The sequence below is a fragment of the Acidovorax sp. 93 genome (assembly GCF_003633835.1).
Lineage (GTDB): Bacteria > Pseudomonadota > Gammaproteobacteria > Burkholderiales > Burkholderiaceae_C > Acidovorax > Acidovorax facilis.
This window is the reverse complement of the sequence record NZ_RBIT01000001.1, coordinates 4,023,776-4,038,781: the sequence shown is the minus strand read 5'-3', so window position 1 is coordinate 4,038,781 and position 15,006 is coordinate 4,023,776. Positions and strand designations below refer to the sequence as shown.

Genomic DNA, 15,006 nt, shown 5'->3' with positions numbered 1-15,006 from the left:
TCAACAGGCTCTTACCCCCGTGCGTAGGCCGCGCCGGTGTGGCATGCTGCCAAGTCTCTAGGCAAGTGGGCGGCATGACCGCTGTGCTTCATGGCCGAAACCTCTTCCCCTGTGGCTCTGTACGACGAGGCCGCAAGTCTCCAAGCCCTGCAGCGCTATGGCATTCTCGACACGCCGATGGAGCCCGCCTACGACGACCTGGCAGGGATTGCGGCCCATGTGTGTGAAGCCCCAGTCGCCCTGATCAGCCTGCTCGACAGCCACCGCCAGTGGTTCAAGGCCTCAGTGGGGCTCCCGCTGCGGGAAACCCCGCTGGACCAGTCCGTGTGCCGCTACGCCGTGCGGCAGCCCGGCGTGTTCATCGTGCCCGACCTGGCGAAGGATGCGCGTTTTGCGCACTTCAGCATCGTGACCCAAGAAAATCCGCTCCGCTTCTATGCCGGGGCGCCCCTGGTCACGCCCGATGGTTATGCCCTGGGCACGCTCTGCGTGCTGGACCACCGGCCGCGCCATCTGTCCCAAAAGGCCCAGGACATGTTGTGTGCGCTGGCGCGCCAGGTGATCCGCCTGCTGGAGCTCAAGCGCGCCAACGACCGCCAGGGCCAGATGCTGGTGGAGCTGGAAGAAGCGCGCCGCCAGATGGCCGTGCTGGCCCATACCGATGTGTTGACCGGCCTGGCCAACCGGCGCTCGTTCACCGCGCGTCTTTTGCAGGAGCAGGCCCTTTTGCGGCGCGACGGTGAACCCGCCTGCCTGCTGATGATGGACATCGACCACTTCAAGCGCGTCAACGACGTGCATGGCCACCATGTGGGCGACCAGGCCCTGCAGCTTTTTGCCACGCTCTGCCGCGATGTGTTCCGCGCGGCAGACATGGTGAGCCGCTGGGGCGGCGAGGAGTTTCTGGCCCTGTTGCCTGCTACCCGGGTGGAGCAGGCCCAGGCGGTGGCGCAGCGTGTGCATGACGCGCTGACCACCCACCCGGTGCCGGGGGTGACGCCGCCCTTGGCGCTGACCGTGAGCATGGGACTGTCCAACTTCGATCCCCTGCGCCCTCTCGACATCACCCTTCGCGCGCTGGATTCAGCGCTCTACACAGCCAAGCGCGAAGGCCGCAACCGCACCGTGGTGGTGTAGATGCAGCTGAGTTGCTTTAATTTTGATAGCTGCTAGCGATTGTCAGTAAAGCGCTAGGGCCATATTCTTTCGATATTTCGACGCTGCGTCAGTGCCCTGCGGTGCGGGGCAGTATCAGCGCAGCCATGCGCCATGACAGATCCCGCAGGGCCCGGCGCACGGCGGGCGAATCCTGCGCACCCACGGGGTTGGCATCGCTGCGCGGGCAGAACGCAGCCTCCAGGACCTGCTGCTTGGCGCAGACCAGCGCCACCCGGTCTTGCGCCCGCAGGGCCGCCATCAGCTGGTCGCGGTGGCGCTGCACGCGCTCCGCTTCGGCCAGCGTCAGGGTGGGCGGCTGCGCGGCAGCGCCTGCGGCCGGGCCGGTGAGGTGCTGTGCCCAGGACAGTGGCGTGGTGCGCGTTGTCATACAGCGCTCACCGGCGGTGTAGGGGGCGTGGCGGGGCGCGCAGCCGGTGGGGTGGGAGGGCGCACCTCCGGTGGCGCCATCGGGCGGCGGGGCGGCGTGTTGCCCTGCGACAGGCCGTACCAGTTCACCTTGCGCGTCAGCACCATCACAGCCGCCAGCACCAGGAACAGCGCAATGGCACCCACCACCAGGGCCGTCTGCTCCAGCTGCAGCAGCACATATAGCAGGCCATACAGCACCGCGATGCCCCCGCCGAGCGGGATGCCCCGCGCCAGCCCACCCAGCATGTGGCTGGCGTAGTAGGCGAGCAGCAGCACACAGGCGCTGGCGGCCACGGCGTACGAGACGCCGAACGGCAGGTGCTCCGACAGGCTCACCAGCAGCAGAAAAAAGCTGCACAGCGCGCTGCCCACCAGCAGGTACTGCACCGGGTGCACGCGCAGCTTCTTCATCAGCTCGAACAGGCCCACGGCGACGAAGGTGAGGGCAATGAACAGCACGCCATATTTGGTGGCGCGGTCCGACAGGGAATAGGGGTTCACCGGGTCGATGAAGGCCACGCTGAAGCTGTCGGCGCAGTCGCCGGGGGTTGCGCCTCCGGGCACATAGTCGCTGTGGCCGCTATCGTCTGTGCCGCCCAGGCAGATGCGTTTGCCGTTGGCAATGTCGGCCTGCGCCGTGGTGGCCAGCGACGACAGGCGCCACTGGGCCGCGAAACCGGTCTTCTTGACCTCGCGCTCCGACGGCAGAAAGCGGCCACCGAACGATGGGTGGGGCCAGCTGCTGGTCATCTGCACCTCGGTGTTGCCACCCAGCGGCACAAAGGCCAGGCGTTCGGTGCCCACCAGTTCCAGGTCCAGCGTGGCGGTCAGTCCGTCGGCCTTGCCGCGCACCGATTCTGGCAGTGCTGCATGCAGGCCCCGGCTGTAGGTGGGGTGGAAGGTGCCGGGCTTGAGGGCCAGGGTCTGCGAATCCAGGGTGAACTGCGCGGTGCGGATGCCACGCGCGTCGCCCACGGCCATCATGACGATGGGTGCACCGCAGTGCATGCGCGAGTTTTTCATGCTGCTTTGCGGCACCAGGCTCGCCAGCGAACCCCACTGGGCCGTCACGTGGGCCTTGAGGTTGAAGGTGTTCACCTTGTGCAGGCCGCGCGCACGTTCTTCCATCGCGGCGCCGGTGCTGAGCTTGAGCTGCTCGGGCATGGCGGTCAGCAGGAACTCGCGGCGCTGCTCCACCATGCGGCGCTCGTCGCCCTTGCCGGTCTCTACCTCCCAGCTCTCCACACAGGCGCTGTGGATCATCGGGCCCATCAGCGTCTGCGGTCCGGCCAGGCTTTCGGCCACGCTCTGGGCGGTGATGCTGCGGTAACGCAACCGGTCGCGCACCACGTCTTCGATCATGCCGAGGCCAAAGAGAAGCAGCACGGTGATGGCGGCCAGCGCGGCCAGTTTGGTGAACAAGGGGTGTTTGAGCAAGAGATCCTCCACAAATGATGTTGTGGAGGCAGTGTTGGGGCCCGGTGTGAGGGCGCTATGAAGTTTGTGAGGCCAGTGTGAAGTCGGGCGTTGTGTCGGCATGACCTGTCAGGTCATCGACGGCCGGACTCCTTGCACCTACAAACGGCACAGGGCAATTGGAAACACGTTTTAGGGGGCGGCATGCGCTATGGGGTTCCGTTGATTCTGGTCTTGGTGGCAGTGGTCCATGCCCTGCCGCTGGTGGGCGTGCTCGGGGCGGGCAAGCTGGCGCAGCTGTACGGCACCCCGGTGCAGGATGCAGGCGTGGAGCTGCTGTTGCGGCACCGGGCCGTGCTTTTCGGGCTGCTGGCCGCCTTCATGGGCTATGCAGCCCTGCGCCCCGAACTGCATCGGCTGGGCCTGGTGGTGAGCGTGGTGTCGTTTCTGCTGCTGTCGTGGCTGCAGCGGGGCAGCGCGCTCAGCGCCCCGCTGGTGACGGCCGTGCGGGTGGATGGGGTTGCACTGGCCTTGCTGGTGGTGGGGCTCGCTCTACACCTGCGCCGCTCGCATTAACTGGCGGGAAACTCCAGCGCCACGCGCAACCCAGGCCCGGTATTGCGCACCACCATCTGCCCCCCGTGCAGCGCCATCACGCGCTTGACGATGGCCAGCCCCAGGCCCGATCCGCTGCGCTCGCCGCCTGGCCGCGCGGTGGTGAAGAAGCGTTCGCCCAGGCGGGGCAGGGCGTAGTCGGGCACGCCGGGGCCGCTGTCCCGCACGGCCACGGTGGCGCCGTCCAGCTCCACCTGCACCGTGCTGCCTGCGGGCGCAAAGTCGATGGCGTTGTCCAGCAGATTGGTCAGTGCCATGGTCACCAGCTCGGCCTCCCAGGGGCCGTTGCTGCCCGTACCGGACAGGGCCAGCATGATGCCGCGTTGCGCAGCACGGGCGCGTGTCTGGCCGATGGCAGCCTCGGCGCAGGCCTGCAGGGCCACAGGCGCGCGGCCCTCGGCGTGGTGGCGCTGCTCCAGTTTGGACAGCTCCAGCAGCCGGTCGATGATGCGCTGCAGGCGTTCGCTTTGCTGCACCACCTGGGTCGCAAATTCGGCACGGTCGGCGGCGGGCAGCTCGTCCTGCAGCAGCTCGCCCGCGCCCCGGATGGCCGCCACGGGGCTTTTGAGTTCGTGTGTCAGTGCGCGCACGTAGCCCTCGATGTAATCGCGCCCCTCCAGCCGGGCACGCATGCGGTCCATGGCGCGGGCCAGGTCGCCCAGCTCGCCCGGTACCTCGGGCACGGCCAGCGCCGTGGTGGGCGTAGCGCCGGGGTCATGGCGCTCGCCATCGGCGGGGCCCTGCACGCTCAAGGCGTAGTCGCGCAGACGGCGCACGTTCCACACCATCCACAGCGTCACGGCCACGCCGACGGCGGCCGAGAGCGCCAGTAGCAAAAGGCCGCCCATGAACACCTTGCGCTCGGCGCGGTCGATGAAGCGCTGCACGGTGCGGGTGGGTTTGGCCACCGTCAGCACGCCTGCAATCTGTTCTTTCACGTAGATGGGCGCCGCCACATGCATCACGCCGCTGGTATCGTCGTCTTCCACATCGCGCGTAGAGCGTGCGCCGTACTCGCCCCGCAGCGTGCGGGCCACGTCGCGCCACTGCGAGTAGTCGGCGCCGATGGCGCGGTTCTCCGAGTCGAACAGCACGCGGCCCGTGGTGTCGGTCACATAGATGCGGTAGTCCAGTGACTGCTTAGAGAAGCCCCAGATCGCCGCATCGATGGGCCGCGTGGCATAGCGTCGCACATGCTGCGCAAACGGGCTGGTGCTGCTGTTGTCAGCCCCCGCCGCCAACCGCCCGGCGGCCAGGTCTTCGCTGGCCAGCTCGGCCAGGATGTTGGCCGTGTCCACCATCATGTCCTCCATCACCTCGCGCACGCTGGGCTTGATCTCGGCCATGAACACGCGCAGCACAAAAAACGCGGCGATGCCGTTGATCAGGAAGAAGGCGAACAGCAGGCGGATGCCCAGGCGCATGGGGCAGTTCTCTTAAAAAATCTTGACCGGCAAAGCGTCTCAGAAGCGCTGAGTATCGGTATGGAGCAAGACGATGTGGGGGACGGGCAGTGCGTAGCACGCCTGGCGGACATGCTGGTCAGATCGTACAGGCGGTTGAATCGCAAGGTGAATTTGGCCAGGAAGCGCGATGCGGGCTTCCTGTGCGTGATGCTGCGACCCAGTCCTTGCGATCTGGCACGAGATGCACCGTGGGGACGCAAAGCCTGTTGCGTGGCCTAACTAAGTTGCAAGCGCACAACGTTTTCGCTCGAAACCAGGTCGGTACGACCGGGCTGCTCCAGCGATCCCGTGCTACCCGCTGTTACCGCTTGAGACATGTCACCTAGGCTGAACCCGGAGCTGCCCACGGTGTGGCGTGGGCTTGTGCCAATTTCATGCAGCAACAGGAGACAAATTATGAACAAAATGCGTGCCCTATCAGCGGCCGTGCTCGGGTGCTTTTCGTCGTTTGGCATGGCGCAAACCGCGGCGGACGGGAGCAGTGTGACGATGTACGGCATCGTCGACGTTGGCATCCACCATGTCACCGGAGCACCCGGCGGCTCTAAGACCAGCCTTACCAGTGGGAACATGCAAGGTTCGCGCCTCGGATTCAAGGGAAATGAAGACCTGGGCGGTGGATACCGCGCCGTCTTCACGCTCGAATCGCGGCTCGAAGCTGACACCGGCGCACTGGGCAACCGCCCCATTTCCCAAGGGCGGCTGCCGGACCGACTCAGCAACGCTGGATCGTTGGGCCTGCCCGCTGCGCTTCAGCCTGCTGTGTCCGCAGTGGCCGCCCAGATCGGTAATTCCGTGGGCGTCAACTTGGGCAACAACTTCTTTGATCGGCAAGTATTCACCGGCCTGATCACCCCGTTCGGTGCCTTCACATTCGGGCGACAGTACACACCGGGCTACTTGGCCAACGCCAACTTTGACGCGATGAAGACCGAGTCCAGCCTGTCACTGGGACAGTTGGTGGCGATTCCGGCTTCGTTCGATATCCGCGTGAGCAACTCACTCCAGTACGGTCTGCAATGGAACGGATTCACCGCCACCGCGATGTACGCAGCCGGGGAAGTCGCTGGTCGGTCGAGCGCGGGGCGGCTGTGGGGTGCCATGGCCATTTACAACGGCAACGGCTATTCGTTCGGCGGCGGTTACAACACACGCAACAACGAACTGGGTGAAAAGTCGCTGACGACCGCTGTCCTCGGCGCGACGCTGGATGTCGGGCCGGGCACCCTGTCGGGCCAATTCAGCGTCATCAAGGACGACCATCCCACCAACCTGTCCGGCATTTCCGCAGTCCTGTCTGCCAACCCTGCCACGGCACCAGTGGCCGGTCTGGTGCAAAACGCCTTCATTCAGGGTTTCCGGCAAGACGCACGCCTGTTCCAGGTTGGCTACCGCATCACCAGCGGCGTGCACGCCGTGACCGTGGCCTACAACAACATGAACGACAAACGCCCGTTCAATGCGGATCGCGCGTCGTATGGGGTGGCTTACACCTATGCACTGTCCAAGCGCACCGACCTGAATGCCGTACTCACACACCTGAACAACAAAAACACGTCGCAAGACATGTTGGGCGGCAACGGATTTCTGGGTGGCGTTGCGGCAGCGCCCGGAAAAGACGTCAATAGCCTGGCACTGTCGATTCGCCATCGTTTCTGAGGGCTTGCAGAGCGGAGGGCATCCGTGTGCTGCGCCGCTCAGGCCCTACACGCTACCCCGCCAGATAGTCCGCCTGTCCAGCCCTCCGGCCCGAGCATTTCTCAGTTTTCGGTGGTATGCGGCCGTGGCCTGCATGCCAGTGCTCGTGCCTGCTGGGGGCGGGCCGCCTTGCAAGGGCCCGCTCTACCTATGAGTACGTGCAATGTCATTGGCTCCATCGACGGGGGCCAATGGGGTTTTAAATATCGATGCAATACCCCATGCCCCGGTGTGTGCTGATGTACTCGCGCCCCGGGTCCACCTCGCGCAGCTTGGCGCGCAGGGTCTTGATATGGGTGTCCACCGTGCGGTCAGTGCTCTCGCTGTCGTCGCCCCAGGCAGCGGCCAGCAGCGCGTCGCGCGAATGAATGCGGCCTGCGCCTCGCAACAGGTGGGACAGCAGGCGGTATTCGCGCCGGGTCAGCGGCAGGGCCTGGCCGCGCAGGCTGATGCGCTGGCCCGTCTCGTCGTCGTGGAACAGCGCGGTGGCCGTAGCGGCGGGCGTTGCCGGGTGGCCGTTGCCGTTCCCGTTGCCCGCGCGGCGCAGCAGCGCCTTCACGCGCGCCGCCAACTCGCGCGGGCTGAAGGGCTTGGTCAGGTAGTCATCGGCGCCCAGCTCCAGGCCCAGCACGCGGTCGATTTCTTCGCCGTGGGCGCTGAGCATCAGCACGGGCAGGGCGGCCGTGGACGCCGCGTTGCGCACATCGCGCAGCAGGTCCAGGCCGCTGCTGTCTGGCAGGCCCACGTCCAGCACCAGCAGGTCAAAACGGGCGCGCTGCAGTTGCTGGCGCGCATCGTGTACCAGCAGGCTGTGCGTGACGGTCAGGCCATCGCGCTCCAGCGCATAGGCCACGGTGCGGGCGATGGCGGGGTCGTCTTCGAGCAAAAGGAGTTTGGCAGACATGCCTCAATCATCCCCGGTGCTGCGCACCCCGCGCAGACAACGCAACTGGCGCGGCGCAGGCCAGGGACGCCGAGCAAGGGCCGCCCCGCAGTGAGGGCGTCGGCCCCCTTGGGGGAAGGCGCCGCAGGCGACTCAGGGGGTATTCCATGTCAGCGTGCAACGAGGATGGGGAACAATTTACCCAACCCGTCGGCCATCACCTCTACGGCCAGGGCGGCCAGGATCAGGCCCATCAGCCGGGTCATCACGTTGATGCCGGTCTTGCCCAGCACGCGTGCAATCGGGTCGGCCAGCGCAAAACACACGGCCGTGGCCAGCGCGATGACCACGCCGTAGCCCACCAGCGCCGCGTGCTGCCAGAAGGTCTGTGCGCGGTCGGCGTAAATCACCACGGTAGACATGCTGGCCGGGCCGGTGAGCAGCGGGATGGTGAGCGGCACCACGGCAATGCTGCTGCCGGCGGCGGCCTTCTCGGCCCCTTCTTCGTACTCATTGGTGCTGGGCTTGGCCTCAGCGGGCTGGGCGTTGAGCATGTTCATCGCGCTGATGAGCAGCAGCATTCCGCCGCCCACCTGAAAGCTCTGCAGCGAGATATTGAAGAAGTCCAGGATCTGCAGGCCCAGCAGCGCACAGGCCGCAATCACGCAGAACACGCTGAAGCTGGCCACCTGAATGGTGCGTCGCCGCTGCGGGTACGAAAAGCCCTGCGTGTAGTGGATGAAAAACGGCACGATGGCCAGCGGGTTCACGATTGCGAGCAGGGTGATGAGCGGTTTGAGATCCATACTAGTTTTCCGTTTTGAAGCTTGTCGCCCATAGATTTTCGACTTGGCGCTGTCGAGGCCAGTGCCCCGCGCAAGGGCCGCCGAAGCCGCGTATGCGGCGCTTTGCTTGTGTGCGCTGGGGGCGTTCCCCTCCCGCTTCGCGCAGCGAAGCGGGAGAGGGGGAAGGCGCGAAGCGACTCAGGGGGTGCTTCATTACCTTCCTCCAGAGACTTCAAGCAATGACATGGTGGTGTAGGGCGACGCATCCGACATCAGCCATACGATGGCCTCGGCCACTTCTTCGGCCGTGCCGCCGCGTTGCATGGGCACCTGGTGGGCCAGGTCGCGCACGCGGTCGGGCAGGCCGCCGCTGGCGTGGATGTCGGTCTCGATCAGGCCCGGGCGCACGGCGTTCACGCGGATGCCTTCGGCGGCCACCTCGCGCGCCAGGCCCATGGTGAAGGTGTCGATGGCGCCCTTGGCCGCCGCGTAGTCCACATACTGGTGGGCCGCGCCCAGCCGCGCGGCGGCGCTGGAGACGTTGACGATGCTGCCCCCCGCGCCGCCATGGCGCGTGCTCATGCGGCGCACAGCCTCGCGGGCGCAGACAAAGCTGCCGATCACGTTGATATCGAACATGCGGCGCAGGCGCGCCACGCTCATTTCGTCCACCCGCTGGGTGGTGTCTACCACGCCCGCGTTGTTCACCAGGGCGGTGATGCGCCCGAGTTGTGTATCCACGGTGGCAAACATGGCCAGCACCTGGGCCTCGTCGGCGACATCGGCCTGCACGGCCAGCGCGGTGCCGCCTGCGGCGCGGATCTGCTGCACCACTGCATCGGCGGCGGCCTGGTTGCCTTGGTAGTTCACCGCCACCGCCCAGCCCTGGCGCGCGGCCAGTTGGGCCGTGGCGGCGCCAATGCCTCGGCTGGCGCCGGTGATTAAGACGATCTTGTCCATGAAATCGGGGTCTCCTGCAAGAATGGCGCATTGGAACAGGTTCTGGGTGCTGCGGGCAGCGGTTTGCAGCAGGCACACCTCCACTCCGGCGCATTTTTATCAAGGAGATTGCAGCATGGGACAGTTTGTCGATCTGACTTCGGGTGACGGTTTTGTATTTCCGGCCTGGGTGGCCCAGCCCGATGCCGCACCGCGTGGCGCCGTGGTGGTGCTGCAGGAAATTTTTGGCGTGAACTCCCACATCCGCGCCGTGGCCGACCGCTTTGCGGCGCGTGGCTACCTGGCGGTGGCGCCTTCGACCTTCCACCGCGTGAAACCCGGCGTGGACCTGGGCTACACCGGCGACGACATGCAGGCTGGCATGGGCCTGAAAGCGGCGGTGGAGGCGCTGCCCGCCCCTGGCGTGATGCCCGACATCCAGGCCGCCATCGACTACGCCGCTGCGCAAAGCGGCCGCAAGGTGGGCATCGTGGGCTTTTGCTGGGGTGGGCTGCTCACCTGGCGCGCGGCCTGCACGCTTACCGGCCTGTCGGCCGCCGTGCCCTACTACGGCGGCGGCATGACCAGCCCCGACGAAGCCGCGCGTCAGCCCCGCGTGCCCGTGCTGGCTCACTTTGGCGAGCGCGACCACTGGATCCCGGTGGACAGCGTGCAGGCCTTTGCCCGCGCACAGCCGGGTGCCGAGGTGCACATCTACGCCGCCGACCATGGCTTCAACTGCGACCAGCGCGGCAGCTACGACGAGCCTGCGGCCATGACGGCACGCGACCGCACCCTGGCGTTCTTCGACAAGCACCTTGCATGAATTGAAATCCCCCCTGAGTCGCTGCGCGCCTTCCCCCAGGGGGGACGACGCCGTCGCTGCGGGGCGGCCCTTGCTTGGCGTCTCTGGCGGGGGCGCGCCCATTGCAGGCGCCAGGGCGCAGCGATGAACTGCTCAATGTTTGGAGGCCGCCATGGCGAGTTCGACGTATATCCAGGTTTTGAGTCAAATTTGGCCGCTACCGCTTGCCTGTAAATCGATAGCAGCTATTGTTTTAATAGCATTTGGATTTCAGGCCCACGCGGCCGACTACACCGGCCCCCTGTTCGATGCGCACCTGCACTACAACGAGGAAGCGTGGGACGGCAAAACCGGCCCCCACCCGCCCGCTGATGTGCTCGCGCGCATGAAGGCCAGCGGCGTGCGCGCCATCGTTGCCAATTCGCGGCCCAACGCGGGTTCGCTCACGCTGGCGGGCCTGCCGCAGACGCGCGAGGCGGGCGTCACCGTCGTGCCCTTTGTGCGGCTGTACCGCAACCGGGCGGACTACACCGGCTGGTTTGCCGACGAGAGCATCTACACCATGGTGCAGACCGAGCTGGCGCGCGGCACGGCGGCCGGGCCCTACCGGGGCATTGGCGAGTTCCACCTGTACGACAGCGCCAATGCCGACGGCCCGGTCGCCAAAAAGCTCATGGTCCTGGCCGAAGAGCGTGACCTGGTGGTGCTGGCCCATGTGGACGATGTGGCCATCGACCTGCTGATGGCCCACACGCCGTCGAAGGGCCAGAAAGCGCGCCTGATCTGGGCCCACACCGGCATCGGCGGTGCGCCCGTGGAGCGGGTGGATGCGCTGATGGCGCGCTACCCCGGCCTGGTGGGCGAACTCTCGTACCGCCCGGGCCTGGTCTGCGACGACAACCAGCTGTGCCCCGCCTGGCGTGCGCTGCTGCTCAAGTACCCCACGCGCTTCGTGATCGGCTCGGACACCTGGGTCAACCAGCGCTGGCAGCACTACGAAAGCCTGATGCAGGGCTACCGCCAGTGGCTGGGCGGCTTGCCTGCCGATGTGGCGCGCAAGGTGGCGTGGGACAACGGGGCGGGGTTGTTCGGCGTCACGGCGCTGCGCTGACGTTGCCTGAGGTTGCGACTGGAGGTTCCAGTCAGATCGCCCCCGGTGCTATCGGCTGATTCGCTCGCGCGACGGCCCCGCCTCGGGCGTGCGCGGTGGAGGTGGCGGGAACCACAGAGTAAACACCGTCGGATAGCCTGGGGCGCTGCGCACGCGGACCAGGCCTCCATGCAGTTCCATCGTGCTTTTGACGATGGCCAGTCCCAGGCCCACCCCGGGTGTTTCCTTCACGCCCGGGTTCTCGACCCGGTATGCGCGTTCAAAAATCCTGGTTTGGTGCTCGGGGGCGATGGGCGCGCCCTCGTTGGAGACCGAAATATGGCAGCCGCCGTTCGGCGCCACCGACCCTGAGAGCACGACCCGGCTGCCCGGGCGGGCGTGGCGAATGGCATTGGTCAGCAAGTTGCCGGTGGCGCGGGTGAGCAAGGTGTCATCGGCCCAGACCTGGGCGTTCTTTGCGACCTCCAGTGCCAGTTCCAGACCCCGCTCCTGCGCGAGCAGTTCGAAGAAGGTTGCGGTGGCCCCCAGCCGTTGCTCCAGCGGGATGAGGGTGGCATGAACGGCGGTTTGCTGGCTCTCGGCGCGCGCCAGGAAGAGGATGTTCTCGATCATCCGCCCCATGCGCTCATACGTTGGCACGGCCGACTCGATCACCGCACGGTATTCCTCCGCACTGCGGGGGCGGTCCAGCGTCACCTGGGCAACCATCAGTAGGCGGTGGATGGGAGTGCGCAGATCGTGCGCAATGTCGGACGACACACCCGACAGGCGGGTGAAGGAATCCTGCAGCCGGTCGAGCATGTGGTTGAACGCCCGGGCCACAGGTTCCAGCTCGGCAATGTTGTTCTCGGGGGCCAGCCGTTCGTGCAAGGCATGGGCGCTGATGCGGTTGGCCGTGTTGGCCAGGCGGTGGGCCGAGGACAGGATGAGCTTGGCGGTGCACCATGCGAAGAGGCTCGCGGCCAGCGCGCCGACACCCAGCGTGATGGCAAACACACGCCATGAGCGCAGGGCAAAGGCATGGCCCCGCGCGTGCAAATCCTCTGCCGGGATATGGACCATGCCTCCGTTGCTGGCGAGCAGCGGCAGGAGGTCGTTGAAATCCTGGCCCAGCAGGTAGATCACCATCCAGAAGCTGGCCGTGATCAACAGCAGGGTGATCAAAGAAATCGCCAGCGCGATCTTCAGGGGCAGAGAGCGCCGCAGAACGGACCGCGCCTTAGGCGTTGTGCCGGGGCTCAAGGACATAGCCGACACCCCTCACGGTGTGAATGAGTTTTTCGGCGAAGGGCTCGTCGATCTTGGCCCGCAGTCGGCGCACCGCCACATCGACCACATTGGTGTCGCTGTCAAAGTGCATGTCCCACACGTTCTGCGCGATCAGGGTGCGCGATACGACCTGGCCGGCATGGCGGGCCAGATAGTCCAGGAGAACAAACTCCTGGGTGGTGAGATCAATGCGCAGCGCGCCCCGTTTGACGCGTCGGCGGGCGGTATCGACTTCCAGCTCGCCCACGCGCAGCACGCCCTCTGGTGCGGACATGGGGGCACGGCGGCGCGCGACCACCTGGATGCGTGCCAGCAGTTCAGAAAACGCAAAGGGCTTGACCATGTAGTCGTCGGCACCCAGCAGCAGCCCCTTGACGCGGTCTTCGACCTCATCGCGGCCCGATATGAAAAACACCGGTGTCTGTTGCTGTGTGCGAATGCCCTGCAGCACATCCCAGCCACTGGCGCCCGGCAGCCCCACATCGAGCAGGATGAGGTCGTAATGCCCTGAGGTGGCCAGGTGCAGGCCTTCCACGCCGTCGAACGCCGTGTCTACAACATGGCCATGCTCGGTCAGGCCTTTTTGCAGGTAAGCGGCGGTTGATCGTTCGTCTTCAATGGAGAGCAAGCGCATGTGACGCGATCCGGCGGTTTCTCAATGGGTGGAAGACGGTGGGCTGCAGACGGATTGAGGGAATCTGCGGATTGACTTGGCTGGATTGTTCAGGAGGTGCGCAAGCTTGAGAAGCTTGCTGGATTGAAATGCACTGTTGCGAATTCACGAACAGTCGCAAGGGACTGTTTGCGATCTCGCAGGGGATCGCGCCGGAGCATCTGCGGGATGCACATGGGTGCTTGCAATGCAAAGTGTGGGCCCGTGGCGCTTGTTGGTGAAGGCCTGGGCCCGTCTGACACCACACACATCCTGCAAAGACCGCTGCGCAGCATCAACGAGATCGAAGTCCGGATCTCCGTTCGCAGGGGATGTGGCGCCTTTGAAACGGCGTGGTCCTGAACCGAGGGGGGGGCACATGCACGTCCCCCGCCGTTGAGCTCTGCGGCCTGTGGGAGCGAGGGTGCAATGCCTACGCTTGCACCATGTCCTGCCAATAAGGCGTGGGACATGACTCCGATTGAACCCACTTAACAAGGATGACCATGAAAAAACTCGCCACACTGGCTGTGCTTGCAGCCGTCAGCGCAACCTCTTACGCACAATCGTCTGTCACGCTGTTTGGCGTGGCCGACGCGACGGTTCAGGTGGGCCGCGGCAGTGAGACGAACCGGACCAGCCTGGGCAGCGGCGGTCTGGCTTCCAACCGCCTCGGTTTCCGCGGTGTTGAAGATCTTGGTGGTGGCATGAAGGCCGGTTTCTGGCTGGAAGCCGGTTACAACCTGGACGACGGCACAGGCGTCTCCAACACCTTCAACTTCAACCGCCGCTCGACCATCAGCCTGATGGATGACCGCTGGGGCGAAATTCGCCTGGGCCGGGACTTCACCGCAACCTACAACAACATCTACGACGCATTCGGCGACAACGGCGTGGGCGCTCTGCTGAAGACGACTTCGCTGGGCAGCAACTACGGCTACGCCATGCAGACGCGCACCAGCAATGCCGTGTCGTACTTCACCCCCAGGAATCTGGGTGGGTTCTTTGGCCAGGTGCAGTACTACCGTGGCGAGGCCGCCAACGGCTCCAATGACGGCAACGGCTATGGCCTGCGCGCTGGCTATGAAAACGGCCCCCTCAATGTGGGCGTGAGCTATGGCTCGGTGTCCAACCTGGGTGCTTATGGCGACGTGACGAACGCCAACATTGGCGGTTCCTACGATTTTGGTGTGGCCAAGCTGCTGGTTGAAGCGGGTCAGGATGAGTCCAAGGCCCGCGACGAGAAGGCTCGCCACTACATGATCGGCGCAACGGCTCCCGTGGGCAGCGTTGGTCTGGTCCGCGCTTCGTGGTCCCGCGTCAGCGTTCAGGACACCAATGTGCAGGCGAACAAGTTTGCCGTGGGGTACGTGCACAACCTGTCCAAGCGCACTGCCCTGTACACCACCTTCGCGTACCTGAAGAACAAGAACGGTTCTGCGCTTGCACTGAACGGTGCCAAGACCAGTGCAGGTGACAACTCCAAGGGTCTGGACTTCGGCCTGCGCCACACGTTCTAAGACCCCAGGCGGTCTTCCTCTTGCCCATTGCGATGGGCAATTGTCTCCAAGGTAAACGATTGGCCCGCATCCCCCAGGGGATGCGGGCTTTTTTGCATGGGTCGCGGGCAGGCCAGGCGGTTCATTACAGAGATGTCATGTGCGCGCAATCCTGTTGTCAGGCGTGCGTTTCTATTCTTCAAACCTGTCCAAAGCAGGGGGTGTTTGCCAGTTTGCGTGCTAAGAACCTGTTCAAGATCTTTTCAGGGTCGCACAAGTCC

Annotated in this window: 14 protein-coding genes; 6 read left to right on the top strand and 8 right to left on the bottom strand. The window is 65.3% G+C overall.

Going from position 1 to position 15,006, the window contains the following annotated elements:
• Positions 1-90 precede the first annotated feature (90 nt).
• Positions 91-1,137 (top strand): sensor domain-containing diguanylate cyclase, encoded by a 1,047-nt coding sequence (locus tag C8C93_RS18415; RefSeq protein ID WP_121507839.1) that lies wholly within the window; start codon positions 91-93, stop codon positions 1,135-1,137.
• An 88-nt stretch (positions 1,138-1,225) separates the two neighbouring features.
• Here C8C93_RS18415 and C8C93_RS18410 read toward each other — a convergent pair whose 3' ends face one another.
• Together C8C93_RS18410 and creD are read right to left on the bottom strand one after the other, a co-directional pair.
• Complete coding sequence (locus C8C93_RS18410; protein ID WP_233559496.1) at positions 1,226-1,546, bottom strand: hypothetical protein; 321 nt, start codon at positions 1,544-1,546, stop codon at positions 1,226-1,228.
• Positions 1,543-3,024, bottom strand: a complete 1,482-nt coding sequence (gene creD, locus C8C93_RS18405; protein ID WP_121507838.1) for a cell envelope integrity protein CreD — start codon at positions 3,022-3,024, stop codon at positions 1,543-1,545. Before creD ends, C8C93_RS18410 begins: the two co-directional genes overlap by 4 nt.
• A 201-nt stretch (positions 3,025-3,225) precedes the next feature.
• On the opposite strand from creD, the gene C8C93_RS18400 reads away from it, so the two are divergent.
• Complete coding sequence (locus C8C93_RS18400; protein ID WP_147433783.1) at positions 3,226-3,579, top strand: phosphopantetheine adenylyltransferase; 354 nt, start codon at positions 3,226-3,228, stop codon at positions 3,577-3,579.
• Here the strand turns inward: C8C93_RS18400 and creC are convergent.
• Complete coding sequence (gene creC / locus C8C93_RS18395; RefSeq protein WP_121507836.1) at positions 3,576-5,042, bottom strand: two-component system sensor histidine kinase CreC; 1,467 nt, start codon at positions 5,040-5,042, stop codon at positions 3,576-3,578. The genes C8C93_RS18400 and creC overlap by 4 nt on opposite strands.
• Positions 5,043-5,480: 438 nt before the next feature.
• On the opposite strand from creC, the gene C8C93_RS18390 reads away from it, so the two are divergent.
• Complete coding sequence (locus tag C8C93_RS18390) at positions 5,481-6,743, top strand: porin (RefSeq protein ID WP_121507835.1); 1,263 nt, start codon at positions 5,481-5,483, stop codon at positions 6,741-6,743.
• Positions 6,744-6,981: 238 nt separating this feature from the next.
• Here the strand turns inward: C8C93_RS18390 and C8C93_RS18385 are convergent, their stop codons facing one another.
• The 3 genes from C8C93_RS18385 to C8C93_RS18375 form a co-directional block, all read right to left on the bottom strand.
• A complete protein-coding gene (locus tag C8C93_RS18385; protein WP_121507834.1) occupies positions 6,982-7,686 on the bottom strand; it encodes a response regulator in 705 nt (234 codons plus the stop codon).
• Positions 7,687-7,835: 149 nt separating this feature from the next.
• Positions 7,836-8,471: a MarC family protein gene (locus C8C93_RS18380; RefSeq protein ID WP_055402029.1), complete on the bottom strand. Its 636-nt coding sequence runs from the start codon at positions 8,469-8,471 to the stop codon at positions 7,836-7,838.
• A gap of 192 nt (positions 8,472-8,663) precedes the next feature.
• On the bottom strand, positions 8,664-9,410 hold the full coding sequence (locus tag C8C93_RS18375) for an SDR family oxidoreductase (protein ID WP_121508861.1): 747 nt from the start codon (positions 9,408-9,410) through the stop codon (positions 8,664-8,666).
• 115 nt (positions 9,411-9,525) lie between these two features.
• Between C8C93_RS18375 and C8C93_RS18370 the strand changes: the two genes are divergently transcribed.
• Together C8C93_RS18370 and C8C93_RS18365 are read left to right on the top strand one after the other, a co-directional pair.
• Entirely contained in the window at positions 9,526-10,215 is a 690-nt protein-coding gene (locus tag C8C93_RS18370; protein WP_055402028.1) for a dienelactone hydrolase family protein, read from the top strand.
• A gap of 151 nt (positions 10,216-10,366) precedes the next feature.
• Positions 10,367-11,305 carry an amidohydrolase gene (locus C8C93_RS18365; RefSeq protein ID WP_233559495.1) on the top strand — a complete coding sequence of 313 codons (939 nt, stop codon included), beginning with the start codon at positions 10,367-10,369 and terminating at the stop codon, positions 11,303-11,305.
• 48 nt (positions 11,306-11,353) lie between these two features.
• On the opposite strand, the gene C8C93_RS18360 is transcribed toward C8C93_RS18365, so the two are convergent.
• Together C8C93_RS18360 and C8C93_RS18355 are read right to left on the bottom strand one after the other, a co-directional pair.
• A complete protein-coding gene (locus C8C93_RS18360) occupies positions 11,354-12,469 on the bottom strand; it encodes a heavy metal sensor histidine kinase (protein ID WP_158603278.1) in 1,116 nt (371 codons plus the stop codon).
• Positions 12,470-12,524: 55 nt separating this feature from the next.
• Positions 12,525-13,208 carry a heavy metal response regulator transcription factor gene (locus C8C93_RS18355; protein ID WP_121507832.1) on the bottom strand — a complete coding sequence of 228 codons (684 nt, stop codon included), beginning with the start codon at positions 13,206-13,208 and terminating at the stop codon, positions 12,525-12,527.
• Between the two features lie 524 nt (positions 13,209-13,732).
• On the opposite strand from C8C93_RS18355, the gene C8C93_RS18350 reads away from it, so the two are divergent.
• Positions 13,733-14,746 carry a porin gene (locus C8C93_RS18350; RefSeq protein ID WP_121508859.1) on the top strand — a complete coding sequence of 338 codons (1,014 nt, stop codon included), beginning with the start codon at positions 13,733-13,735 and terminating at the stop codon, positions 14,744-14,746.
• Positions 14,747-15,006: the final 260 nt, after the last annotated feature.

Excerpts from the sequence above, each read along its gene's own strand:
- C8C93_RS18415 (WP_121507839.1), top strand. The coding sequence starts at position 91 with ATGGCCGAAACCTCTTCCCCTGTGGCTCTGTACGACGAGGCCGCAAGT.
- C8C93_RS18410 (WP_233559496.1), bottom strand. The coding sequence starts at position 1,546 with ATGACAACGCGCACCACGCCACTGTCCTGGGCACAGCACCTCACCGGC.
- creC (WP_121507836.1), bottom strand. The coding sequence starts at position 5,042 with ATGCGCCTGGGCATCCGCCTGCTGTTCGCCTTCTTCCTGATCAACGGC.
- C8C93_RS18390 (WP_121507835.1), top strand. The coding sequence starts at position 5,481 with ATGAACAAAATGCGTGCCCTATCAGCGGCCGTGCTCGGGTGCTTTTCG.
- C8C93_RS18385 (WP_121507834.1), bottom strand. The coding sequence starts at position 7,686 with ATGTCTGCCAAACTCCTTTTGCTCGAAGACGACCCCGCCATCGCCCGC.
- C8C93_RS18380 (WP_055402029.1), bottom strand. The coding sequence starts at position 8,471 with ATGGATCTCAAACCGCTCATCACCCTGCTCGCAATCGTGAACCCGCTG.
- C8C93_RS18375 (WP_121508861.1), bottom strand. The coding sequence starts at position 9,410 with ATGGACAAGATCGTCTTAATCACCGGCGCCAGCCGAGGCATTGGCGCC.
- C8C93_RS18370 (WP_055402028.1), top strand. The coding sequence starts at position 9,526 with ATGGGACAGTTTGTCGATCTGACTTCGGGTGACGGTTTTGTATTTCCG.
- C8C93_RS18365 (WP_233559495.1), top strand. The coding sequence starts at position 10,367 with ATGGCGAGTTCGACGTATATCCAGGTTTTGAGTCAAATTTGGCCGCTA.
- C8C93_RS18355 (WP_121507832.1), bottom strand. The coding sequence starts at position 13,208 with ATGCGCTTGCTCTCCATTGAAGACGAACGATCAACCGCCGCTTACCTG.
- C8C93_RS18350 (WP_121508859.1), top strand. The coding sequence starts at position 13,733 with ATGAAAAAACTCGCCACACTGGCTGTGCTTGCAGCCGTCAGCGCAACC.